The sequence below is a fragment of the Pseudoalteromonas sp. RW-H-Ap-1 genome (assembly GCF_048318575.1).
Classification (GTDB): Bacteria; Pseudomonadota; Gammaproteobacteria; order Enterobacterales; family Alteromonadaceae; genus Pseudoalteromonas.
Genome location: NZ_CP166996.1, coordinates 606,256 through 631,004 on the forward strand (window position 1 = coordinate 606,256; position 24,749 = coordinate 631,004).

Here is a 24,749-nt window from a genome sequence, read left to right on the forward strand (position 1 = left end):
TTGTTTGCTTGCTGTTTTTGCTATGGTTCTGTAAATACTGCAAGTTGTTGAAAAAGTTACAGGGAGAGTTCAAATGAAGCCATCATTGTTTAATACCGCTTTACCGATAATTCAGGCACCTATGGCGGGTGTTCAAAACGAGCAGCTTGCTCTTGCTGTAAGTGAGGCTGGAGGGTTAGGCTCTTTGCCTTGCGCTATGTTATCCCCAGCACAATTAGTTGAGCAGCTAGAAATACTTAGCCACAAAACAACAAAGCCGTTTAATCTTAACTTTTTTTGTCATGCAGTTGCTGACTACACATCCGCGCAACAACAGTGCTGGCATGCATTACTTGCCGCTTACTTTACAGAGTATAAAATTGACCCGCAAAGCTTAACTGCAGGGGCTTCTCGTCAACCTATAAATCAATCGATTGTTGATATAATTGCACCTTATAAGCCAGCAGTTGTGAGTTTTCATTTTGGTTTACCTGGGCAAACTATTGTGGCGCAAATAAAAAGCTGGGGCACTAAAGTAATTTCAACGGCTACCACTTTAGATGAAGCTATTTGGCTTAGTGAAAATGGCGCTGATGGGATTATTGCTCAGGGTATAGAAGCTGGTGGCCATCGAGGGCATTTTTTATCTATGGATTTAAGCTTACAACAAACTACTGAGCAGTTAGTTAAGCGTTGTGTTAAGCATATATCACTACCTATTATTGCTGCTGGTGGCATTGCTTCAGCCGATGATGTTCAGCGGTTTAAAGCGTTAGGAGCGAGTGCAGTCCAAGTAGGGAGTGCTTATTTACTGTGCAAGGAGGCAACAACATCAGCTTTGCATCAACAGGCTATTTTAGATCAGCAACAAGATGAGACCACACTGACCACATTGTTCTCTGGTAGAGCCGCTCGGGGTATTCAAAATCGAGTAATCCAAGAGCTAGGTGCTATGCCAAATGGGGTTCCTGCGTTTCCACATGCCAGCAGTGCAATAACAGCCTTAAGAAGTCGAGCTGAAAAAAGTGCTAAAAGTGATTTTTCACCTTTATGGTGTGGTCAAAAATATATTCCTAGGGTGGGTGTATCAGCGGCTGACATTACACATGCTTTAATGAAAAAATGGTAATTTTTAATGTCTGATAATCCACTTTTATCGCTTGGCGACAGTTATGAAGCACTAGTAAACAAGTTTAAAGTGCAATTGGCTGGTAAGTATCCTCAGCAACTAATAGCGCCCAATACCGTATTAGTGCAACAAGGCGATCTGCAAAGTTATGGGTATTTAGTTGTGGACGGAGTTCTAGGCGCTATCCATGACGACATTGACGGCGTGCAAAAGTGTAAAGAATTTTATTTTAAAGATGAATTTGCGTTGTTGTTTGCCAATTGGATGACCTCAACACCTGCGTTTTATCAATTAAAAGTGATTAACGAAGCCAATGTAATTAAAGTACCACTAACACTATTTGAGCAAGCACAGTATCAACTGATTAAGCAGCAGCTTATTGCACAGCAACTTATTTTTAAAGAAGCCAAAGAGGCATTTTTATTACTTAATAGCCCCGAGCAGCGTTACTGCTATTTACTCAAACATAAACCTCATTGGTTGGCGCAGCTAAGCTTAAGCCAAGTGGCAATGTATATAGGCATTTCGGCTATTTCGTTGTCACGAATTCGTAAGCGACTTAACTTAAGTTAAGTGCTGTTTTCATAAAGCACTATACACTCCCCATTTTTAAGCCTTAATACTTTGGAGTGTTATGTTTTTAATTGCCCAATCGTTAGTAGCAGCCGCTACTTTACTCGACTTAGCTTCATTTCAGTTTAAGTCCCGACGAATTATTTTAAGCTGTTTATTTACCTCAGTATTATTAACCTCTGCTCACTTTTTTATATTGGGCTATCACAGTGCTGGCTGCTTAATGTTTATTGCCGCGGTGCGTTATTTTTATTGTATTTACTTTAAGCATACTTGGGCTATGTTTGGGTTTATGGCTGTCAGCTGCTTAGCCGTTTATTTTACTTGGCAAGATTGGTTTAGCGCCTTTGCATTGGTGGCGACATTAATACAAACCATTGCTTCATTTCAAAATCGAGATTTGCACTTAAGGTTATGTATGGTGGTGGGAACCTCTTTTTGGATAACACATAATATTTTCGCCGGCTCGCCAGTGGCAATAATCATGGAAAGCCTATTTTTAAGTAGTAACTTACTGGGACTATACCGCTTTTATGTGGGTAAAAAATCGCTGAGCGAACCGCAAATTCAGCCCTAAACACCTAGGTAAAAAACTGTGCAGCAATAGCTTTTAGCAGGTAAGTTTCGCGAATAATCGATAGCCCTTGCTTGTCACTGTTTGCAAGTGTGCGTTCGTTATGAGCTATCGCCTGGAAAATATCAACCCATTTAGCCTGCATGCCATTTTGTTTTTCGTAGTGTTCAAGCTGTGCTTGGCCTAGTTGCTCATCAATTTGGCAGAGGTAGCAGTATGATTGTATATGAATAATATCAAAGTCATCTTTGTGCCAAGGGCGGTACTCTTCGTAAAGCCCAAACTCGCTACATATTTTTATATTTTGTGCGCCAGTTTCTTCACTTAGTTCTCTGATCAACCCTTGTTCAATGCTTTCATGCGGGTCAATTCCACCGCCAGGTAAGCTAAAGTCGTCATAGCGCTGAGTATACATAAGTAAAATGTGTTGTTGCTTAAATGCAACAGCGCGAGCGGTTGGGCGAGAAAATTGACGACCTTGCTCAATATTGATTGAGGGATGAATGTAGGTTTTTAATAAGCGCATAACAACTCCTGTAATAAAAATAAATTATATCAGTTAGTTATATTAATTGCTTTAATAGAGATTTAATAAGCCGCATAAAATAAGCGCTATTTCAGCGCCTATACAGCTACTTATGATTAAACTATTGAATTAAAAATAAAACAGCCGCACTTTGTACCTTAATTATGTATATCTTTCATTTACTTTAAAGGGCAAGTAGAATAGTGAAAAAGCACAGGGATTATTCATGTTAAATATACTTTTAGTCGATGACGACATCGAATTCAGCGATGTTATTTGCCATATTGTTGAGTTTCTTGGCCACAACATTAATACAGCAACCAGTTTAAAAGAAGCACATCAGTGGTTTGAAAATAATACTTTCGATCACGTGCTGCTCGATTTTATGTTACCTGATGGCAGTGGCTTGCATTTATTAGATCATTTAAAAATGATTGGTCAATCGCCTAAAGTCACCCTTATTTCTGGTCACCCTTCGGTTAAAGGTATTTTAGCTGAGATGTGTGAGCCTAATGTGTCGCATCTATTAAAGCCGCTGCAACGTGAAGATTTAGAATTAGTATTAAACGGCCCGAAAAAAACGGTTAAAAAAGCGAAAAGTGCCGCCATTACACATCATTTTGACACGCTTATTGGCGAGTCTGCGCCCATGCAACAGCTTTATACCATGATAGAGCGCGTAGCTAAAACTAATGCTAACGTTATGCTTATGGGTGAAAGCGGAGCAGGTAAAGAGGTGGTAGCGCAAGCTATTCATAATGCCAGTAAATGCGAAGGTCCACTGGTGGCGAGTAACTGTGGTGCGCTTTCAAAAGAACTTATTGGTAGTGAATTATTTGGTCACGAAAAAGGTGCATTTACCGGTGCTATTGCCCGTAAAGAAGGCGTGTTTGAACAAGCCGATGGCGGAACGTTATTTCTTGATGAAGTCACTGAAATGCCGATTGATATGCAGCCTAATTTATTGCGTGTACTTGAAACTAAAAAAGTAACACGGGTTGGTGGTAATCGTGAGTTACCAGTAAATTGCCGTGTTATTTCAGCGACTAACCGCTCCCTTACCGATTTAGCGCAGAATAATATTTTACGTGAAGATATTTACTTTAGACTCGCTGTTTTTCCAATTGATATACCGCCACTACGAGAGCGAAAAGAAGATATTCCATTACTCTCAAAAGTATTTTTAGAGCAGTTGAACGATGAAAATGGTACAGCGTTTGCCTGGGCTAACGAACAGCTTAAAGAGCTACAAACATACGACTGGCCAGGTAACGTACGTGAACTTCGCCATGCTATTCATCGCGCTTTTATTATGAGCGACCCGCAAACTAGCACAATTACATTACCTGACAACTTAGAGTCACCTTTTTCAAGGGTTAATACTCAATCTGAAGACAAACAGGTATCAGCAGGGCAAACAATTGAAGAAGTTGAAAAAGAACTTATTCATGCCACGCTCGATAAAGTACAAGGTAATAAAACATTAGCAGCACAAATGCTGGGTATTAGTACTAAAACCTTATACAACCGTTTAAATGCTTATGGTGGTATTGGCGAGTATAAATAACCAGCATGCAAATTTAATAACAACAAAACGAGGATTTTGATGGCATCGTCAGAAAAAACAAAACCTTTGAATGAGCTGGTACACGACGCGCGTGCGCCGCTTAATCGTATTTCGATGAATGCTGAGCTAATTAAGCTAGTACTTGAAAACGATATGCCAAAAGATAAAGCACTCGCCGCATTAGATAAAATAATTGCTAATTGCCAAGCGTGCAGTGACAGTTTGCAGCTTATTTCAGAATCGAAGTAACCCTAATTAATTCAGGACGATAAATGATTAAACGCAAACAGCAAGGCAAAGCAAATGTAGTATGGGCATTATTTATTTCCATAGTGCTGTGTATTATTGTGGGTAATGCTTTTTTAGCCATTAACACTATTCAAGGGTTATCGCGTACTCAGCAAAGTTTAGATAACACTAATATTTTAAGCACGGCGATAGAGCAATTGCACCTTTCGGTGGTGCAAGCTGAGTCGGGGCAGCGTGGGTATTTATTAACTCAAACGGATGATTATTTAGTGCCTTACTACGATGCCGTCGCACAAATAAAGTCTCAAACGAACCATGTGAGCGCCTTACATTCTGAAATTGACGGGCAAGCTGAGCGTATTGCACAGCTGTTACTATTGGTTGAAGCTAAAATAGCTGAGCTTAAAATAACGGTTAAATTAGCATTAAACGATAAGGAAAAGCGTGCACTTCTGAGGCTCAATACACATGAAGGGCGTGACCTGTATAGAGAGATCCGTGCATTGGTTAGTGATATTCAAGAGCGTGAGTTGCTCTTTAAAATCAGCCACTTCTCTAAATTAGAACAAATTAAGAAAGAAGCTAAAATCACTTTTGGTATAACAGCAGTTACCAGTGCATTGTTGATTTTGGGTATGTTTTTATTAGCTAGGCTTAATTTAAAAAATGCGGCCGAGTATCGTGCCGAGCTTGAAATGCAAAATGAAACTTTAGCCAGTAAAGTGAGTGAACGTACTCAAGAGCTTACCTTGTATTCTGATGAATTGAGTCGTAGTAACCGAGAGTTAGAAGAGTTTGCTTTTGTTGCCAGTCATGACTTGCAAGAGCCGCTAAGGAAAATTCAAGCATTTAGTGACCGGCTTGAAAGCATGTTTAAAGACGAGTTGGGCGAAAAAGGCGCTGATTATATTGCCCGCATGAAAAATGCAGCGCAAAGAATGTCTAACTTAATTAATGATTTATTAGAGTTCTCTCGAGTAACGACCCGAGGTAAAGATTTTACTGATACCGATTTAAACAGCATTCTGAATGATATAAAAGGTGATTTAGAAATAGCGATTAATGAGTGTAATGCACAGGTTGTTACGGTTGAGATGCCCATTATTCAGGCTGATCCAAGTCAAATGCATCAGCTGTTTTTAAACTTAATTTCAAATGCAGTGAAGTTCAGAGCGCCTAACGTGGACCCAGTTGTTAATGTTGACTTTGAACGGGTATGTGAGTTTAGTGAAGATCATAACAGTGAGATATGCTGGCACGTTATTACCGTAAAAGATAATGGGATCGGCTTCTCTGATGAGTACGCGGATAAAATATTTGTACCATTTCAACGTTTGCATGGCCGTTCAAAATATAAAGGAACGGGTATTGGTTTATCTGTATGTCGTCGAATCGTAGAGCGACATGGCGGCTCTATTGCTGCGATAAGCTCCCTAGGTGAAGGGGCAACTTTCATTATTAAATTACCTGTGAATGCAGAGTTATTCACACTACAAGGAGAGGCATAATATGCCACTAACAAACGTAAAACCGATTACCATTTTGATGGCAGACGATGATGAAGATGATCGTTTATTAACCCAAGATGCGCTTGCTGAAAGTCGCGTTTTAAATGAATTACATTTTGTTGAAGACGGTGTTGAACTCTTGGAGTATTTAGAGCGCAAAGGCAAGTTTGTAGATAAAAGCATCTCGCCAAGACCAGGCTTAATTTTACTTGATTTAAACATGCCGAGAATGGATGGTCGTGAAGCGCTTGAAGCTATTAAGGCAAATCCAAACCTAAAGGGCATTCCAGTGGTAATTTTAACCACATCTAAGCAAGAAGAAGACATGGTTAAAGGTTATAACCTAGGCGCTGCGTCTTACATAACTAAGCCAGTTACGTTTGACGGGTTAGTTGAGTTGATGAAAACGCTGGGTAAATACTGGGTTGAGTTTGTAGAGCTACCTAGCACGTTTAACGATTAAGCATATTATAAAAACAGGAGACGCTATGTTAACAAAGGCAACGAAACTGCTACTGGTTGAAGACGATGAAGATGATTACATTTTAACTCGTGACTATTTAGAGCAGCTCAGTTCCCATGTGTTTGACATAGACTGGATAAGCTCTCCTGAGCATGCGGTAGAAGTGTTGAGTAAAAATCAACATGATATTTGCTTGCTTGATTATCGCTTAGGGGCATCTGATGGCTTGAGTGTTTTAAAACAAGCGCTTAAAAATGGCTTTTGTGGGCCTATTATTATGCTTACAGGGCAATCAAACGATGCCCTCGATTCAGCTGCACTTGATGCCGGAGCGGTTGATTACTTAGTTAAAAACGAAATGAGTGGTAGCCGGTTTGCTCGATCTATTCGCTACGCATTAGCGCGCCGTGATGTAGAAGATGAGCGAGTAGAGCGTTTAAAAGCGGAAGCTGAAAATCGCTCAAAAGATCGCTTTTTAGCACATTTAAGCCATGAATTGCGCACACCACTATCTTCTATTTTAGGTTATACCGAGTTGTTGATGCTTAGTGACTTTAATAAGCAGGCTGAAAACGAGCTTGGTGTTATTTATCGTAATGGTAAGCATTTATTAAGTTTACTGAATGACGTTTTGGATTTATCTAAAATTGCTGTCGATAAACTCGAACTGAGTTTAGGAGAGGTTAACCTTGATAGCCTAATGGCTGACGTATTTACCTTAATGCGAGTATCGGCGCTCGATAAAGGCTTATCACTAAAATTTGAATCACTGGAGCCTTTACCATTAGTCATTCGTGTAGATGCTACTCGAGTTCGACAAATACTTATTAACCTGATCAATAACGCGATTAAATTTACCGAGCAAGGTGAAATTGTGGTTAATGCGTGGACTGATATGGTTGATGAGCGTGAAATGTTATTTTTTAGTATTAAAGACTCAGGTTTAGGCATTGCTCCTGAAAAACAAGCCCTTATCTTTAAGCCTTTTGAGCAAATAGCTGATGTAGAGTCGCGCTCAGTAGGTGGTGCAGGCTTGGGCTTAGCAATTTGTTCTGAACTACTTAGTCGGATGCAGGGGGATATTTCATTAGACTCCCATGTAGGTAAAGGCTCAACGTTTACCATCTCCTTATACCCTGGTGATATCAGGCAGGTAGAGCGCAATTTATTAAAGCTGGATTTAACCCCAAATATGCAGCAAAAAGTAGCCCCCTGCCAAGTGAGCGGCAAAGTATTGGTAGTTGATGATTTGCGCGATTTACGCGTGCTAGTTGGTCATTTAATTGGTTCAGCAGGCGCTGAGGTCGATTATGCTGATAATGGCAAGCAAGCACTCGATAAAGTAAAAAAACGTCTAGCAGACGGGCAAGCTACCTACGATATTATATTTTTAGATATCCACATGCCGGTAATGGGCGGAAAAGAAGCCGCTATTGAGCTAAGAAAGCTAGGGTTTAAAGGTTCTATCATCGCTTTAACCGCAGCCACCATGAAAGGCATTCATAACGAGCTCAAAGCGTTAGGTTTTGACGATATGATTGCTAAACCTGTCGATTCGAACTTACTCTATCAATGTTTAGAGTTAAGGCTTGGACAAAAAGAACAATCAGTTACGCTGGTTCAGCCAACACCTAAACCAGGTAATGATAAAAAGTGCTTTTTATTAGTAGAAGACGATGCCGATGCCGCGCAAATTACCCAGCTATTATTAGAAAGTTTAGATGTAGATACCGATATAGCAACAAGTGTTAAAGACTGTAAAGCAAGGCTTGAGCATAACAGTAATTACGATAAAGTATTGCTTGATATGCACTTGCCAGATGGAACCGGTTTAGAGCTGGCTGGGTTTATTAAGCAGCATTACCCTGATATTAAGCGCGTCATTATTAGTGGTATGGAGCCTGATGCCGTGCATATCAGGCAACTAGAAATAGAGCAAGTATTGCTAAAACCAATAAATTTAGCATTGCTCAATCAGCTTGTTTAACACCCTTTTTGCTTCCCTTTATACTAAAGGTTTAACCACGGATTGGCGTATAACTAACTCGGGTTCAAATACCGTTTGAATAGAGTGTATGTTTTTTTGATACACATGACTAAGCACCCACTGCGCTGCCACTTTTCCCATTTCGTCTATAGGGTAATTTATAGTACTTAATGGGGGGTACACGTGACGGGTAAAAAACACGTTATCGTAGCCAATAATGGAAAGCTGTGAAGGCAGTTTTATACTGTGTTCTCTGGCACTCACCATGGCACCGGTTGCCATTTCGTCATTAGCACACACTAAGGCGGTAAAGGCAGGGTTATTTTTATAAAGTGTAGCAAAGCCTTCGTAACCACTTTCTTCTACAAAGTCACCTTCAAATAAATTGTTTTTATTAAATTCAATGGCGTATTCAGCAAGCGCTTGTTTATGTCCGTTTAAGCGCTCTTGAGCATCTTTTTTCCACAGTGGACCGCTAATATAGGCAATTTCTTTATGGCCTGATTCCAGAATGTATTTAGTGGCTAAATAACCGCCTTTGGTATTATCAAGGATAATACAGCGATCGGCGAGCTCTTCAATATAGCGGTTTAGCAAAACAAACGGAGTTTTGCCTTTGCTTAGTTTTATTAAGTATTCATCACTAATAGCTTCAACATGCAAAATAAGTGCATCGCAATTACGGCTAATTAAAAATTCGATGCCTTGTTGTTCTCGCTCCGCGTCACTGTGTCCTGCGGTAATAATAACGTGTTTACCTTGGTTTCTTAAGGTGTTCTCTATACCGCTCATCATCGGCCCATAAAATGGACCCTTAAGCTCTGAAACTAACAAGCCCGCGCTATTAGAGCAATTAGAAGCCAGTGATTGCGCAATAGAGTTAGGGCGGTAGCCCAGCTCTTCCATGGCTAAGGTGACTTTTTTTCTGGTTGCATCACTTACGTTTGCATTGTTGTTCATTACTCTTGAAACAGTGGCAAGTGACACCCCTGCAAGCTTTGACACTTCATAAATGGTGGCCATACTATTCCTTGCTACAAATTGCTTTTCTGTGTTAAATCGGCAGTGATTTTTTTAATGGTTTTATTGTCTAGGCTGTATTTACTCATTATTAATGCCACAAGTACACTACCAATCGCAGGGTAAAGTGTGAATGAGGTTAAAATACCATTTTTAGTTGCCTCGCTTAATTCCACATTGGCTTGATATTGATAATAAGCAAGTAACCAACCGGCAATCGCTCCGCCTAATGCAAGCCCCAATTTGATAAAAAATACGATGCTTGCGTAAACTAAACCGGTGAGTCGAAGGCCATTTTGCCAGACTCCGTAATCAATAGTATCAGCCATTTTTGCCCATAATAAAGGCGTTGCCATTTGAGTGAAAAAGCACCATAAAAAATACACCAAAAACGCTAGTAAAACGTGTTCATTAGGAATAAAAAAAGCAAGGCAGCTCAATATGGCGGAAATATATTGTAGATAAACATAAGCCACTTTTTTATCAAAGCGTTTACTTAAAGGTTGTGCGCAGGCGCAGCCTAGAATATTACCAATCATACCTAAGGTTACAAATTCGGTGATTAAATCTTCTTTGCCAAGCACATACTTTACATAGTAAATAGCTAATGTCGTGCGCAGCACCATACTGGTCAATAATACCAGAGCCGCCATACACAAGATTTTAAACGGCTGATTTTGCCATAAAACGTGAAGTTGTGTTTTTAAAGATAATTTATGCGGCGGATTAATCACCCGCTCTTTGGTGTAACGAAAACAAATTAGAAACAACACCACACCGAGGCAACTCATAACCAGCATAGTGAGTTGATAGCCAATTTCGTTATTACCATTGCCAAACCATGTTACTAAAGGCAAAGTGCAGCTTGTAACCAGTAAACCACCTAACATGCCAAATACAAACCGGTATGATTGAATAGAGACACGTTCGTTGGGATTGCCACTTAATACGCCGCCAAGTGCCGAATAAGGAATATTAATTGCGGTGTAAACTAACATTAGCAGGGTGTAGGTAACGAATGCGTAAATAATTTTGTTGCCGTCATCTATCGAAGGGGTAGTAAAAGTAATCACGCTTATAACGGCAAAAGGGATGGCAAGCCAAAGAAGGTAGGGTCGGTAGCTCCCGTATTTAGTATGAGTGGCATCAGTGAGCGCGCCCATTATTGGATCAGTTACTGCATCAATAGCTCTGACTATTAAAAAAAGGGTGCCCACAACTGCAGGCGAAATACCAAAAATATCAGTGTAGAAAAAAGTTAAAAACAGCATTACGGTTTGAAAAATAATATTACTGGCCGTGTCACCTAGGCCGTAAGCTATTTTTTCTTTTTTACTCAGCATAAAAGCCACTCGTTATTATTTTTGGCGCTGTTTAAGAAAATCACGATATGCAATTGCGCTTTGTTTTAAGGTGCGTTGTTGAGTTTGGTAGTCAACATAGACTAGCCCAAAGCGCTTTTCATAACCATAGGCCCATTCAAAATTATCCATTAAACTCCATGCAAAGTAGCCTTGCACATTAACACCTTGCTCAACTGCATTATGAGCGGCATTAATATGGCTATGGTAGTAATCGATACGTTGTATGTCATCTACTTTACCGTCTGTTAGTACATCGGCCATCGCTGCACCGTTCTCTGTTATATATACCTTAGGTAAAGTGTAACGATCATTTAGTGAAAGCAGCAATTCACACAACCCTTTTGGATATATTTCCCATCCCATATCGGTGGTGGCAACATTCTCTAAAGGAACTTCGCTAAACCAATGATCTGACGTGTTTTTGTAATGAATACGAGTATAGTAATTAACCCCTAAGAAATCGATCTTTTGGCTAATAATTGCCATATCTCCATCACTAATATGGGGCTTTGCATCATTTGCAAGCTCATTAATCACTTCAGGGTAACAGCCCTCTAGTACTGCCCGTATATACCATTGGTTATGATAGTCATCAGCTAATTTAGCAGCGCGTTCATCAGCAGTGGTAAGCGGATAGGATGGGCTAAAGTTAAGTACTATACCGGCTTCTATCGTGGGGCAATTCTTACGTATCACTTGCATTGCGAGTCCATGGGCAAGCAGTAAGTGGTGCGCTGCTTGGCGTCCTGCTTTTTGACTTTTTATGCCTGGTGCATGTACCCCTATCTCATATCCTAGGTAGGCACTACAAAAAGGTTCGTTTAAGGTCGCATAAGAGTCAACTAAGCCCTCTAGTTGCTGAGTAACTATATGAGTGTAATGAGCAAATTGATACGCGGTATCGCGATTTAGCCAGCCACCCTTGTCTTCTAAATGTTGTGGTAAGTCCCAATGATATAAAGTGACATAGGTTTTAATATTGCGCGCTTTTAAAGCTTGCAGTAGCGATTTATAAAACGCCATACCTTGAATATTTAAGCTGCCATCTTGGTGTAAAACACGTGGCCAAGAAATCGACAGACGATAAGCGTCTACAGCTAAATCAGCAATCATTTGTACGTCTTGTTGCCAATATTCTATGTGTTCGCACGCTTGGTTGCCGTTACTATTATCAGCAATGGTGTTTGGTTTGTTACAAAAAGTATCCCAAATACAGGGGAGGCGGGTATCGTAACTTCCCTCTATTTGAAAAGAGGCCGTGGCAACTCCAAAAATAAACGGCGGCTTTAAGAGGGCTGACGTGCTTGGTAAGGAGATTGTTTTAAACACAATGAGATACGTCCTTAAGCTTGCAAATAATAATGAGCTTTACAGTAGTTAGCTAAGCAATATAAATTGCATAATACAACAATGTAAGCGCTTACAATATTTTTGTAAATAAATTGATAAATTTTCTCTATATGCTATAAATGTAAGCGCTTACATTTGGTGTTGCAACTATTATCTGCATTTTAAATTCTACTAAACGCAATAAAATAGAGGTAACAATCTGATAATTAAAAAATAATTAGAGATTATATTATGGCACATATCACACAGCCACTACCGGCAGCAGAAAACAGCCAAAAACCAGGGTCTACACACACCTTTGCGTTAACATCGCTTACGACCCTGTTTTTTATGTGGGGTTTTCTTACTTGCCTGAACGATATTTTAATTCCGTATTTAAAGGGAATGTTTTCCCTTAATTACACCCAAGCAATGTTGGTGCAATTTTGTTTTTTGGTGCCTACTTTGTTATGTCAATTCCTGCAGGAAAATTAGTCAGTAAAATAGGTTACCAATTTGGTATTGTCGTTGGTTTGATTGTTGCTGCAATAGGTTGTGCACTATTCTACCCAGCTGCAGAGGCGCATGTTTACGAGCTATTTTTACTTGCTTTGTTTGTGCTTGCTTCAGGGATCACTATTTTACAAGTCTCTGCCAACCCTTATGTAAGCGTATTAGGGCCTGCAAAAACAGCGTCTTCGCGCTTAACTATGACTCAAGCTTTTAACTCTTTAGGTACAACTGTTGCGCCATTGTTTGGTAGTTGGTTAATTTTGTCAGAAATTAGTCAAGCTACAGCAGAACAAGTTAAGTTTCCTTATTTAATGCTCAGTGCAAGCTTATTAACATTAGCGATTATTTTTGCTTTTTTAAAGTTACCTAAATTAGGTAAAGCAATTGACAGTGAAGTAGAAAACCAAGGTGACACTGAGTTTGTTGATTTAGGCAGTGTATGGAAATATCGTCACCTTATTTTAGGTGCGATTGGTATTTTTGTTTACGTAGGGGCTGAAGTGGCCATAGGTAGTTTTTTAGTTGGCTTTTTAACCCTTGATCATATTGCAGGCTTACCAGAGCAACAAGCAGCACATTACATTAGCTATTATTTTGCAGGTGCAATGATAGGACGCTTTGCTGGCGCCGCGATTATGCAAAAATTAAACGCAGCCAAGGTATTAGCTTGTCACGGTATTTTAGCAGGCTTACTTGTGTTAATTGCTATGACGGGTCAAGGGTCACTGGCTATGTGGGCTATTTTATTAGTTGGATTATGTAACTCTATTATGTTTCCTACTATTTTTAGTTTAGCACTGCAGGGGCTTGGTAAATACACCTCGCAGGGTTCGGGTATTTTATGTTTAGCGATTGTTGGCGGTGCCATTATTCCGTTATTACAAGGTATGCTAGCTGATAACATCGGTGTGCAATTAGCTCTTATTCTGCCCATTGGCTGCTATTTATATATTACTTATTTCGCGCTGTTTGGTACAAAAAAACAACGTCAACTCCTCTTTGAGTTTTAGGTGAATACTATGATTATTAAACGCACTTTTTCAATTACTGCGCTGATGCTAGCAGCAATAACCAGCAGCGGTTGTTCGCAACCCTCTGATGGTGTCAGTGATACAACAAGCAAAAAAGAAATTTGGCCAACAATCGAAACGGGTATTAAAAGCGACGCTCAAATGGAGCAAAAAATCGCTGATATGCTAAAGAGTATGACGCTAGAGCAAAAAATAGCGCAAATGATCCAACCTGAAATCCGTAATATCACGGTTGAAGATATGCGTAAGTATGGTTTTGGTTCTTACTTAAATGGCGGTGGTTCGTTTCCAAACAATAATAAGCATGCAACCCCTGAAGATTGGGTTGATTTAGCAGAAAAGATGTATCAAGCATCGATTGATGACTCCCTTGATGGCAGCACAATCCCTACAATGTGGGGCACTGATGCGGTACATGGACACAATAATGTTATTGGCGCGACCTTATTTCCGCATAATATTGGTTTAGGTGCTGCAAACAACCCTGCACTTATTGAAAAAATAGCCGCCGCTACTGCGCGAGAAGTAATGGTTACCGGTATAGATTGGGTATTTGCACCTACTGTTGCGGTGGTGCGTGATGACCGCTGGGGCCGTACTTACGAAGGGTACTCTGAGGACCCTGAAATAGTGAAAGCGTATTCCGCCTCTATTGTTAAAGGGTTGCAAGGCGCTGTTGATGGCGATTTTTTATCAGACACGCGAGTAGTGAGTACCGTTAAGCACTTCTTAGGCGATGGTGGTACTGTTAATGGCGACGATCAAGGTAATAACATCGCCTCTGAAGAAGAGTTATTTGCGCTTCATGCTCAAGGCTATGTAGGTGGTTTGAGTGCAGGTGCGCAAACCGTTATGGCTTCGTTTAACAGCTGGCACGGCGATAAGATTCACGGTAACAAATACTTATTAACCGATGTACTAAAAGAAAAAATGGGTTTTGATGGCTTTGTTGTTGGCGATTGGAATGGTCATGGACAAGTTAAAGGCTGTTCAAATAGTAACTGTGCTCAAGCTGCTAATGCAGGCTTAGACGTGTACATGGCGCCTGATGAGTGGAAACCACTATTTAGCAACTTGGTTAACCAAGTTAACAGCGGTGAGATCCCACTCAGTAGAATTAACGATGCGGTAACGCGCATCTTACGCGTTAAAATGCGTGCGGGGTTATTCGATAAACCAAGCCCTGCGAAGCGTCCTCTTTCTGGTAAAACTGAAATTATTGGTAGTCACGATCACCGTGCTGTGGCCAAACAAGCAGTACGTGAATCTTTAGTATTACTTAAAAATAAGCAGCAGTTACTGCCATTATCGCCCAAGGCAAACGTATTAGTCGCAGGCATAGGGGCTGATAACATCGGCATGCAGTCGGGTGGCTGGAGTGTTACGTGGCAAGGTACAGGTAATACCAACAGTGACTTCCCTGGTGGCAGCTCTATTTATGCAGGTATTAAAGATACTGTAGAGCAAGCTGGTGGTAACGTTGCACTGAGTGTTGAAGGTGAATACAAAGCACGCCCAGATGTAGCCATTGTTGTATTTGGCGAGCAGCCATATGCAGAGGGTAATGGTGATGTTGATAACCTAGAATATCAGCGCGGTAATAAAAGCGACTTAGCGTTACTGCGAAAGTTTAAAGATGCGGGAATTCCTGTTGTATCATTATTTATTAGCGGTCGCCCAATGTGGGTTAATGCTGAGCTAAATGCCAGTGATGCGTTTGTTGCTATTTGGCTTCCAGGCAGTGAAGGTGATGCAATTAGTGATGTATTGTTTAAAAATGCAGACGGTTCAATTAACCACGACTTTAAAGGAAAGTTATCGTTTTCATGGCCGAATAACCCAATCGACAATGAAAACCGCAACGATGAAGGTTACAGCCCATTACTCCCTTATGGTTTTGGCTTAACCTACGGTGATAGCAACGTACTTAAAGATGACTTGGTAGAGCAAACTCAACAGACTGAACAATTGGATGACTTAGTGTTGTTTGAACGTGCTATAAAAGCACCATGGTCGTTGGTTTTAAAAAGTGGCGAGCAGCAAAAAACGGTGGCAAGTAGCCGCGAGTCATTAGGTGCTGTGAGCATCCAAACATTTGACAAAGAAGTGCAAGAAGATGCACGCGCCATTCGTTTTAATGGTCAAGCGTTGGCTGGGGTTAATTTAGCCGCGGCATTCCCATCTGACTTACGCTCATACGTTGAAAGTAATGGCCAGCTGCAAATGCAAATTAAAGTAGGCAAAGCGGCATCAAGCCCGCTGTGGATTAGTATGGGCTGTGGCGAAAGTTGCCAGGGTAAGTTTGATATTACTGATAACCTTGAGCAATCAGGTCAATGGCAAACATTAAACATCAACTTAAGTTGTTTTGCAGAGCAGGGCGTTGATTTAGCACAAGTGTTCACCCCTTGGCAGTTAAGCACGCAAGGTGATTGGCATGTATCTATTGCTAAGCTGGCTATTACAGCAAATGCTGCCGAGCAAAGTAGTGTTACTTGTAAGTAGTCAATAACCTATTAATAAGCAGGTACTGAGATTACCTGCTTTTTATTTTAAAAGCGCAGTACAAAAACCTGCCTAATTAGTCCCTCCTTATTTTATTCAATTCTATGTAATTGGTTGTTTTCAGCTCAATAGTTGTCATAAAAACATGATAAAACGGCATTCGCTTTTGCGTTAATAATTTGAGAGAATGCCAAAATATTAAATGCGTTATGTAATTAACAGGTGAGAAAATGAATCATATAAAGCTGGCTTCGCAGAGCATACAACCTTCAAAAATAGTCTGTGTGGGGCGCAATTACAGTGCGCATATTGCTGAATTAAACAACGAACACCCTGAGCAAATGGTAATTTTTAATAAACCTAATAGCGCGATCACCGATACCTTACACTCTTCCCATAACGGTGATACATTACATTATGAAACTGAATTGTGCTTTGTGATTAAAAATAAACAGCTTGCAGGGGTAGGGATTGGACTCGATTTGACTAAGCGAGCTTTACAAAGCAGTTTAAAAGAAAAGGGCTTGCCGTGGGAACGTGCTAAAGCATTCGACGGGTCAGCACTATTTAGTGATTTTATTGAATTAACGCCAGAAATGACATCGTTTATATTTGAATTACATATTGATGGTAAAGTAATTCAGCACGGAGAAACCCAGCTAATGTTGCACCAACCTGCGCAAATTCTGGCAGAGGTAAATGAGTTTATGGGTTTAGAAGAGGGCGATATTATTATGACCGGCACGCCTGCAGGCGTAGGGATGGTGAATGCGGGTCGAGAGTTTAAAGTTGCTCTTTATTCTGATTCTGGTCAGCAGTGTTTATTGGAGCATCATTGGTCTGTGAGTCAAAGTTAAGCACATACTGATTGTAGGCTTTATTAAAGTCACTAAAGTGTTCATTTAACCAGTATTGTTGATTATTTTTGTATTGCTCTGAGGTTAAAATATTGTTTTTTAGTGCGTGATTAATTTTTTTAATTGCCATAGATGCAAAGTTATTTGGGGCATTGGTCGCACAGCCAACGGCTATTGGAACTAATTTATTTTTATTTTGGGCAATCGGTAGGTTTACAATATTTGATTGATTGCCTTTGCTAAAGTGGCTAGTGATAAATGGGTAATCAAGCGAGTAATCTAAAGAGCCGTGTTTTAAGCGATCCATTACAACACCACTTTCATTATCACTGCTCCAGCTCATAGAGACATTAGAGTGAGTTAATGAGTTTTCAATAATATTGTTAATCTGCACAGAAAAACGACGCGCATCAGCTTGACCATAAGTGAAGTTTTTATCAGCAAGTAAGCCCACTAAGTTGATAGGATTACCATGCTTAGAGGTTAATTGAGGTGCTTTTGTCACAGTAGTTATGATGTTATGTGGGGGATAAACCGCTGTAGGTAATGAATATAAAAACTGTTTATTTGCACTGCGTTTGTAAATAGCGCATGGAAAACAAACGTTTCTACCCTCATCTATGTATTTATTAATTCGCTTTTGTGGTAAAACTAAGCGGGTGTGCTTCACGTCTTTTATATTATGCATTAGCTGCTGTGTTAAATCATCGCATAAGCCAAGCTGTTTTGTTTCTTTACTTAAATGAAACGGAGGAGTCTTACTTTGTAACCATAAAATTTCTTCTATTGGCTTTGCTGTTTTACTATGACTGCAAGTAGCAAAAGTGACCAAAATGCCAAGACATAAAAAACGAAGTGATTGCATTACAAATAGATCCGCCTAGAAAATTTGTTGCGTATTATACTGGTGGCGGCTAAAAAATAAACATAAAGAACAGCAAAGAATCAATATTATCTAATTGTACTTTCTTCTTGCTGTTCTTTTAACCTGTCAGGCTGCAGATCTCGTGCGGTGATTAAATTGCCCCTAGTATGGCATTGGGTTATTTCTAAATATGGTATCAATTGCTGATAATGCATCATCATTGAGAGCTAACTCAAACGCATCAATGTCTTCTTTTAGCTGCGTCATAGTAGTGGCACCAATAATAGATGAGGTAACGCCATCCACTTGATTACACCAGGCTAACGCTAATTGTGCCGCTGTCATGTTGTGCTCATGGGCAAGTTCAACATACTCTTTGGTCGCCTTTTGTGATTGTGGCGTATCTCTAAAAATACCGTTACGCTGCATAAATGTCCAACGAGAGCCTTCAGGGCGCGCTCCATTTAGGTATTTACCCGTTAATAGTCCAGCAGCTAAAGGTGACCAAGGTAAATAAGCAATATCTTCATGCACACATTGCTCTATTAAATAAGGCCAATCTTTCGCATGCGCTAAACTAAACTCATTTTGAATAGACACCATTTTTGGTAAGTTGTGCTCTTTAGCTAAATTTAAAAATTGGCTAATCCCCCATGGCGTATCGTCAGAAAGTCCACAGTGTTTAATTTTACCCGCTTTAACACACGCATCTAAACCCTCTAAAATATCAAGCATGTCAGCGGTGTGTTGTTTTGCATCGACCTCAGTAAATTTAAGCATGCCAGGCCATTGCCTTGCAAAATGAGGAGTGCGACGATTTGGCCAATGTAATTGGTATAAGTCAATATAGTCGGTTTGTAAGCGCTTTAGAGACTGATCAACGGCATCAATAACAGCTTGGCGAGTAATATCACTGCCATCACGGATCCATGAAAGCCCATTACCTGCAATTTTAGTTGCAATAACAATGTCTTTTCGTTTGTGTGGATTACGTGCAACCCAATTCCCTATAATTTCCTCAGTTTTACCATAAGTTTCAGGCGTGGGTGGAACTGCGTACATTTCTGCCGTATCAATAAAGTTAACACCACGTTCAATGGCATAGGCTATTTGCTCATCAGCATCATGCTGGGTATTTTGTACTCCCCAAGTCATACTACCTAAACAGACTCTCGAAACACTAACATCACTACTGCCTAATTGACTATATTGCATTACTAATCCTAATTATTTGTTTTCTGAGTTTGCTTTTAAAGCCGATAGCAAAGGTTCTGTGATCGTTGCTTTTTGCCCTGTTTTAAAGTCAAACATCACCACTTTTGACATGCCAGTGGTAGTTATCGCATTTTGCGCATGGCTAAATACACTGTAATTCATTATAAATCTGTCTGACTTAATATCACTAATAGTAATACCTACGCTTAATGTATCAGGAAACGTTACAGGGCGTTTATAGCGAATATTATTTTCACTGATCACAGGGCCAGTGGCTTTTGCATTGATAGTATCAAATAAATTTAATTTATTTAAAAAATCGATTCTGGCTATTTCAAAATAACGAAGGTAAACACAGTTATTAACATGCTGTAGGGCATCCATATCGCCCCACGCTACAGTAATGTCGGTATGAATAGGGTGTTGTTGTTTAAACGTTTCCATGTATTTATAGCTCTTAGTTTTAAAGTATTTAGATTAGCAACATGGTCGGATGAGCTCAAGGGAATTATAGTTTGCAAAAATTCTAGGGCTAAAATTGTACCTCTTTGAATTCATGACTATAGTGACTATTAATACACAAGGAGATAACGATGCAGAATATAATTAATTGGTTATTGGCATGCACTGTTTTTATAGCTTCGTTCACTTGTTACGCTATGGGTAATGAGGCAGGAGCGATTATTTTGATTTTACTAGGCTTTTCTTTAGAAGTACTATTTTGGATGTATTGCTTTAATAAGCCCAAGAAAAATAGTCGCTCTTTTTAAATAACAACAAGCTTGCTAATTAGTAGAGATTCCACAATAATGACTGTATAGATAAACAGTTGTTATTGTGTGATGAAAAAGTTTATTCATATAGACATGGACTGCTTTTATGCAGCAGTTGAAATGCGCGACAACCCCAAACTTGCAAATGTACCGCTGGCAATTGGCGGTAATAGCCGTCGTGGAGTGCTCTCTACCGCTAACTACCTTGCTAGAGAGTATGGGGTGCGCTCTGCTATGTCTAACTACCATGCCAAACAACTTTGCCCTGATTTAGTTATTGTGCCCGGAAGAATGGCTGTTTATAAACAAGTATCAACTCAAATCCGCGCTATATTTAACCGCTACACTGACCTTGTTGAACCTCTTTCACTTGATGAAGCATATTTAGATGTGACCCACTGTACTGCATTTAAAGGCAGTGCAACGTTAATTGCTGAGCAGATCCGCACCGATATTTTTAATACCACAGGGCTGACCGCTTCTGCGGGGATTGCGCCAATTAAATTTATAGCCAAAATTGCTAGCGATGAAAATAAGCCCAATGGCCAATTTGTAGTATTGCCTGAGCAAGTTGACTCGTTTTTAGCCCAATTACCACTAGGTAAAATTCCAGGCGTGGGTAAAGTAACCTTGGAAAAGCTTAATTTAAAAGGGTTGTACACGGGCCTAGATGTTCGCGAAAAAGGGGCTAATTGGATGCAGCAACATGTGGGAAATTTTGGCGTGTCGTTATATCAAAAATGTATGGGGGAGCATATAGGGCGGGTTTCAACTGAACGGATTCGTAAGTCATTGAGCGTGGAGCATACTTATGAATACAACAAAAATAGTCTTGATGAGTGCTTGGAGCAATTACCGCAACTGTTAGATGAGCTCGAGGTTAGATTAAACAAACAACAGCTGCAAAATAAAATTAACAAGTTAAGTGTTAAAGTTAAATTTGCTAATTTTGTTGTGACCTCAGCAGATCAAGCGAATCATCAATTAAACACGGCTATTTTTAAAGAGTTACTCGCCAAAGCCTATCAACGCGGATTACAACAACCTGTGCGTTTATTAGGAATTGGTGTTGGCATTAAAAATCAACCAGAGCATAATTTACAGCTAAGTATTTTAGACCTGTAAAAGCTGTAACTCTAGGTTGCCAGTAAGTATGCAGATTACCGCAGTTTACTGGTTATAAATTGCTAAATAAATAATAATAGGGGCTACGTTTTCTAACAGGATCCTTTTTTATGGCATATCCAAAAGCAGTGCTGGCTCAGCCAGTTAGTGCAAGCCTAGATTGTGCATCACACGATGCACTAATTATTATCAGCGATGACTTTTCTCATTTACCAAATACGCCTCTGCGCGATGCAATTTTAAATCAAGCTCAAGTAGACTCTCGCATAGGTAATCAAGTTACCTTGCTAGTAATTGCCGGTAAACGTGTTGTGATAGCCCCTACAGGCCCTTTAAATAGAGATTATGATGATGTACGTCGCTATTTTGATGCGGCTAAATTAGCCATTAATGAGGCTAAAGCGTCAGGCAGTGTTAACCCTGCTATTTACTTACCCGCTTTAAATACCGACAGCCGTTACCAATACGCGCTAGAAGTGGCCTATTTAGGCGCATGCCAAGCATTATGGCAGCCTTTGGAAGCGCGTGAATTTCATGGTCATGGTATTGAGCCAATTACTCAAATCGGTTTAGTTGATGCCAATGAGCAAACGATTAAAGCAGTCAATGCATTAGCAGCTGGACAATATGCTGCACGTGATTTATGTGGTACCGAGCCTGAACGTATGGCACCACCACGCTTTGCTGATTACTGTAGCGAACTATTTAATAATAGCGCAGTGAACGTTGATGTGATTGATGACTTGGCTGCCATTGATAAACACTATCCGATGCTAAGTACTGTTGCTCGTGCATCTTATGCAGTAGAGCGTCATCATCCACGCGTTGTTAAACTTGAGTATGTACCAGAGGGTGAAATAACGCGCACACTGATGTTTGTAGGTAAAGGCTTAGTTTATGACACAGGCGGTGCAGATTTAAAAGTAGGCGGCTACATGGCAGGTATGAGCCGAGATAAAGGTGGTGCGGCTTCTGTGGCTGGATTTATGAAAGCAGTTTCTGATTACCAACCTAAAGGCGTTAAAGTGATTGCTTTTTTAGCAGTGGTACGTAACTCAATTGGTTCAGATTGTTTTGTTCCTGATGAAATTATTACTAGCCGTGAAGGTGTGCGAGTGCGCATTGGTAACACTGATGCCGAAGGGCGTCTAGCGATGGGTGATTTACTTAGTGAAATGAAAGATTTGGCTGTAAACGAAATAAACCCAACGCTGTTTACTGTGGCTACTTTAACAGGGCATGCTGCACGTGCGATGGGACCATATGGTGCTTATGTAGAAAATGGGCCAGCACGTAGTGCTAATATTTCACGTCAATTAGCTGATTGTGGTGATTTATGGGCTGACGGTGCTGAAGTATCACGTTCACGTCGTGAAGATTATGACTTTATAAAACCACGTACTTTAGCCGATGATGTGCTTTCTAGTAATAATGCGGCTTCTGCCGTCACAGCGCGCGGCCATCAATTCCCTATGGCATTTTTAGCTGTAGTAGGCGGGTTAGATAAGCATGGTAACGAGTCTACTTTACCACTTCCTTATGTGCATATGGATATTGCCGGTAGTGGTGTTGAAGGTGGTGATTGGCAACATGGTAAACCAACTGCGGCCTCAGTAAGTAGTTTATTTGCCCGCTACTGTTTATAATTCTCTATAAATAAGTCTAAAAAGCCCTGAAAATCAGGGCTTTTTAATTGGTGAAAGGTATTAATTAACCTAAACTCTGGTTAAGATATTTACTAACGCATTGAATCAAAATGATATTTATGCTTAATTTTCTTTAGCTAGAGATTTTCAGTGAAAACAAGGCGAAATTACGCGTCAATAGCTAGCCTATTGCAAGTAAATTCAACGCAGTTAGCGCTGAAAATAGCTGCTTAAGATAGATTTATTATCCGGAATCCAGGTTAACTCAGCTTAAAGCGCGATACCACGCTAGATAATTCAACACTGCTTTGTTTGAGTTTGTCGCTGGCAAGGGTTAAATCCTTAGTATTACCCAATGACTGCTCAGTTGATTGCGAGAGGTCGTTAATTCTTAAATTAACCTCGTCAGCGGCTGATGTTTGCTGCTCTGTTGCTCTTGCAATTTGGCCGTTCATATCGGTGATCACCGATACTAATCTGTCTATTTCATCCAGTGATGTATTTGCCAAAGAGGCTTGTTCAACCGTAGAAATAGAAATCTCTTGGCTAGATTTTACCGCCTCAACTGCGGCTTTAGCGCCTTCTTGCAGTTTGGCGATCATGGCTTGAATTTCATCAGTGCTTTTACCCGTTCGACTTGCTAAGGTTCTTACTTCATCGGCTACGACGGCAAAGCCTCTACCATGCTCACCTGCCCGTGCAGCCTCAATGGCTGCATTGAGTGCCAACAGGTTAGTTTGCTCTGCAATACTTCTTATTACATCAAGCACTGAACCTATATTATTACTTTCTTGAGCAAGATCAGCGGTTACTTTGCTTACGGTTTCTATATTACTCGAGAGGGTTTCAATGGCGGTAATCGTTTTAGATACCACATCTTTACCCGTTGATGCATTACTGGCAGTATCATTTGCGGCTTGTTCAGCGGCTTCGGCATTACGGCTAACATCATGAATTTGATGAGTCATTTCCTCCATTGCAGCAGCTACTTGGGTTGAGCTGTCGTTTTGAAGTTCAATGAATGATTGGCTGGTTTTGCTAGAATCATCCACAGCATGGGCATGCTCGTTTACATCGTTTGCGCTTTTGGCAACCAACACTAAAGACTCCCTAATTTTAGAGACAAATAAATTAAATGACCGCGAAAGTTGAGATATTTCATCATTACCATTTTCATTTAGGCTACGGGTTAAATCCCCCTCACCTTGAGAGATATCTTTCATCATCTGCGCTGCTAAACGAGTCGGCGTTAAAATGCTTCGGCCAATAAAGTAGCTAAATAACACCACCACAATAATCATAATAACAACGTTGATAATGATGATAGTGCGTTGCTGCGAAAAGGCACTGTCTATGGTATCAAGGTACACACCTGAGCCGATTATCCATTGCCATTGATCAAAGCCTTTCACAAACGCAATTTTGTCTACGGGGTTGTCGTTACCTGGTTTTGGCCATTTATAAGGCACATAACCTTCGCCGGATTGTTTTACAACGCTAACCATCTCAACAAATAGGGGGGTGCCATCAGGGTCTTTGTTATTAGTTAAATCTTTTCCCTCAAGAGCTGGTTTAATTGGGTGCATTACCATGGCTGGCTGGTAATTATTGATCCAAAAATAGTTAGTATCATCGTAGCGCAATGAACGGATTGAGGCGATTGCTTGAGATTGTGCTTGTTGGCGAGTGAGAGTTTGGTTTTGTTCAAGGGCTGCATAGTGCTTAATAGTGCTATATGCAGTTTCTACTACATTTTTAGTTTTAAGGTATTGCTCGTTTTTGAGCGCTTGGTATTGATTACTCAAACTCGAAATACTCAATACAATTAAACCCAATATTACAATCCCCACTAAAATGGCTAGACGTTGAAATATAGTAAAACGACGGAGGTTTGGCATAAATATGTTCCTGTATCAGATCATTATTTTTCTTCAATAAGCATAGTTAAAAT

General features: G+C 40.2%; 21 protein-coding genes and 1 pseudogene. 14 read left to right on the top strand and 8 right to left on the bottom strand.

The window, feature by feature from the left end; all coding sequences use genetic code 11:
• Positions 1–73 precede the first annotated feature (73 nt).
• The 3 genes from AB8618_RS02855 (at position 74) to AB8618_RS02865 (ending at position 2,258) form a co-directional block, all read left to right on the top strand.
• Positions 74–1,108 carry an NAD(P)H-dependent flavin oxidoreductase gene (locus AB8618_RS02855; RefSeq protein WP_138605231.1) on the top strand — a complete coding sequence of 345 codons (1,035 nt, stop codon included), beginning with the start codon at positions 74–76 and terminating at the stop codon, positions 1,106–1,108.
• Positions 1,109–1,114: 6 nt separating this feature from the next.
• Positions 1,115–1,681, top strand: a complete 567-nt coding sequence (locus AB8618_RS02860) for a Crp/Fnr family transcriptional regulator (RefSeq protein WP_198521998.1) — start codon at positions 1,115–1,117, stop codon at positions 1,679–1,681.
• Positions 1,682–1,742: 61 nt separating this feature from the next.
• Entirely contained in the window at positions 1,743–2,258 is a 516-nt protein-coding gene (locus tag AB8618_RS02865) for a YgjV family protein (RefSeq protein WP_178955157.1), read from the top strand.
• A 4-nt stretch (positions 2,259–2,262) separates the two neighbouring features.
• On the opposite strand, the gene AB8618_RS02870 is transcribed toward AB8618_RS02865, so the two are convergent.
• Entirely contained in the window at positions 2,263–2,781 is a 519-nt protein-coding gene (locus AB8618_RS02870) for an NUDIX hydrolase (protein ID WP_413401315.1), read from the bottom strand.
• Between the two features lie 226 nt (positions 2,782–3,007).
• Here AB8618_RS02870 and AB8618_RS02875 point away from each other — a divergent pair, with 226 nt between their 5' ends.
• Genes AB8618_RS02875 through AB8618_RS02895 form a run of 5 tightly spaced genes read left to right on the top strand, consistent with a single transcriptional unit; the run spans position 3,008 to position 8,555 of the window.
• Positions 3,008–4,348: a sigma-54-dependent transcriptional regulator gene (locus tag AB8618_RS02875; RefSeq protein ID WP_138605225.1), complete on the top strand. Its 1,341-nt coding sequence runs from the start codon at positions 3,008–3,010 to the stop codon at positions 4,346–4,348.
• Between the two features lie 39 nt (positions 4,349–4,387).
• A complete protein-coding gene (locus AB8618_RS02880; protein ID WP_138605223.1) occupies positions 4,388–4,597 on the top strand; it encodes a histidine kinase in 210 nt (69 codons plus the stop codon).
• Between the two features lie 23 nt (positions 4,598–4,620).
• Complete coding sequence (locus AB8618_RS02885; RefSeq protein ID WP_413401316.1) at positions 4,621–6,105, top strand: sensor histidine kinase; 1,485 nt, start codon at positions 4,621–4,623, stop codon at positions 6,103–6,105.
• Between the two features lies 1 nt (position 6,106).
• Positions 6,107–6,568: a response regulator gene (locus AB8618_RS02890; RefSeq protein WP_010390893.1), complete on the top strand. Its 462-nt coding sequence runs from the start codon at positions 6,107–6,109 to the stop codon at positions 6,566–6,568.
• A gap of 25 nt (positions 6,569–6,593) precedes the next feature.
• A complete protein-coding gene (locus AB8618_RS02895; RefSeq protein ID WP_413401317.1) occupies positions 6,594–8,555 on the top strand; it encodes a response regulator in 1,962 nt (653 codons plus the stop codon).
• Positions 8,556–8,573: 18 nt separating this feature from the next.
• On the opposite strand, the gene AB8618_RS02900 is transcribed toward AB8618_RS02895, so the two are convergent.
• From AB8618_RS02900 to AB8618_RS02910, 3 genes are read right to left on the bottom strand one after another with little or no spacing between them, the layout of a single operon-like run.
• On the bottom strand, positions 8,574–9,578 hold the full coding sequence (locus AB8618_RS02900; protein WP_409424758.1) for a LacI family DNA-binding transcriptional regulator: 1,005 nt from the start codon (positions 9,576–9,578) through the stop codon (positions 8,574–8,576).
• 11 nt (positions 9,579–9,589) lie between these two features.
• Entirely contained in the window at positions 9,590–10,918 is a 1,329-nt protein-coding gene (locus tag AB8618_RS02905; protein ID WP_413401318.1) for a glycoside-pentoside-hexuronide (GPH):cation symporter, read from the bottom strand.
• Positions 10,919–10,933: 15 nt separating this feature from the next.
• Positions 10,934–12,268: a GH1 family beta-glucosidase gene (locus AB8618_RS02910; RefSeq protein ID WP_409424760.1), complete on the bottom strand. Its 1,335-nt coding sequence runs from the start codon at positions 12,266–12,268 to the stop codon at positions 10,934–10,936.
• Between the two features lie 252 nt (positions 12,269–12,520).
• Between AB8618_RS02910 and AB8618_RS02915 the strand changes: the two are divergent.
• The 3 genes and pseudogenes from AB8618_RS02915 (at position 12,521) to AB8618_RS02925 (ending at position 17,174) form a co-directional block, all read left to right on the top strand.
• Positions 12,521–13,791: pseudogene (locus AB8618_RS02915) on the top strand (sugar MFS transporter).
• Between the two features lie 9 nt (positions 13,792–13,800).
• The gene (locus AB8618_RS02920) at positions 13,801–16,317 is read left to right on the top strand and encodes a glycoside hydrolase family 3 protein (RefSeq protein WP_413401320.1); all 2,517 of its coding nucleotides are present in this window, start codon (positions 13,801–13,803) and stop codon (positions 16,315–16,317) included.
• A gap of 230 nt (positions 16,318–16,547) precedes the next feature.
• A complete protein-coding gene (locus AB8618_RS02925) occupies positions 16,548–17,174 on the top strand; it encodes a fumarylacetoacetate hydrolase family protein (RefSeq protein ID WP_409424762.1) in 627 nt (208 codons plus the stop codon).
• On the opposite strand, the gene AB8618_RS02930 is transcribed toward AB8618_RS02925, so the two are convergent.
• From AB8618_RS02930 to AB8618_RS02940, 3 genes are all read right to left on the bottom strand, one after another.
• Positions 17,101–18,039 (bottom strand): ABC transporter substrate-binding protein, encoded by a 939-nt coding sequence (locus tag AB8618_RS02930; protein WP_409424763.1) that lies wholly within the window; start codon positions 18,037–18,039, stop codon positions 17,101–17,103. The genes AB8618_RS02925 and AB8618_RS02930 overlap by 74 nt on opposite strands.
• A gap of 162 nt (positions 18,040–18,201) precedes the next feature.
• Positions 18,202–19,254: an aldo/keto reductase gene (locus tag AB8618_RS02935; RefSeq protein ID WP_413401321.1), complete on the bottom strand. Its 1,053-nt coding sequence runs from the start codon at positions 19,252–19,254 to the stop codon at positions 18,202–18,204.
• 12 nt (positions 19,255–19,266) lie between these two features.
• Positions 19,267–19,698, bottom strand: coding sequence for an acyl-CoA thioesterase (locus AB8618_RS02940; protein ID WP_413401322.1), 432 nt, complete (start codon positions 19,696–19,698; stop codon positions 19,267–19,269).
• 149 nt (positions 19,699–19,847) lie between these two features.
• Between AB8618_RS02940 and AB8618_RS02945 the strand changes: the two genes are divergently transcribed.
• The 3 genes from AB8618_RS02945 to AB8618_RS02955 all read left to right on the top strand — a co-directional run bounded on the left by AB8618_RS02945 (position 19,848) and on the right by AB8618_RS02955 (position 22,798).
• Positions 19,848–20,024: a hypothetical protein gene (locus AB8618_RS02945; RefSeq protein WP_178955181.1), complete on the top strand. Its 177-nt coding sequence runs from the start codon at positions 19,848–19,850 to the stop codon at positions 20,022–20,024.
• Positions 20,025–20,096: 72 nt separating this feature from the next.
• Entirely contained in the window at positions 20,097–21,152 is a 1,056-nt protein-coding gene (dinB, locus tag AB8618_RS02950; protein WP_413402931.1) for a DNA polymerase IV, read from the top strand.
• A 110-nt stretch (positions 21,153–21,262) separates the two neighbouring features.
• Positions 21,263–22,798 (top strand): M17 family metallopeptidase, encoded by a 1,536-nt coding sequence (locus tag AB8618_RS02955; RefSeq protein ID WP_413401323.1) that lies wholly within the window; start codon positions 21,263–21,265, stop codon positions 22,796–22,798.
• Positions 22,799–23,058: 260 nt separating this feature from the next.
• Here AB8618_RS02955 and AB8618_RS02960 read toward each other — a convergent pair whose 3' ends face one another.
• Complete coding sequence (locus AB8618_RS02960) at positions 23,059–24,696, bottom strand: methyl-accepting chemotaxis protein (protein ID WP_413401324.1); 1,638 nt, start codon at positions 24,694–24,696, stop codon at positions 23,059–23,061.
• Positions 24,697–24,749: the final 53 nt, after the last annotated feature.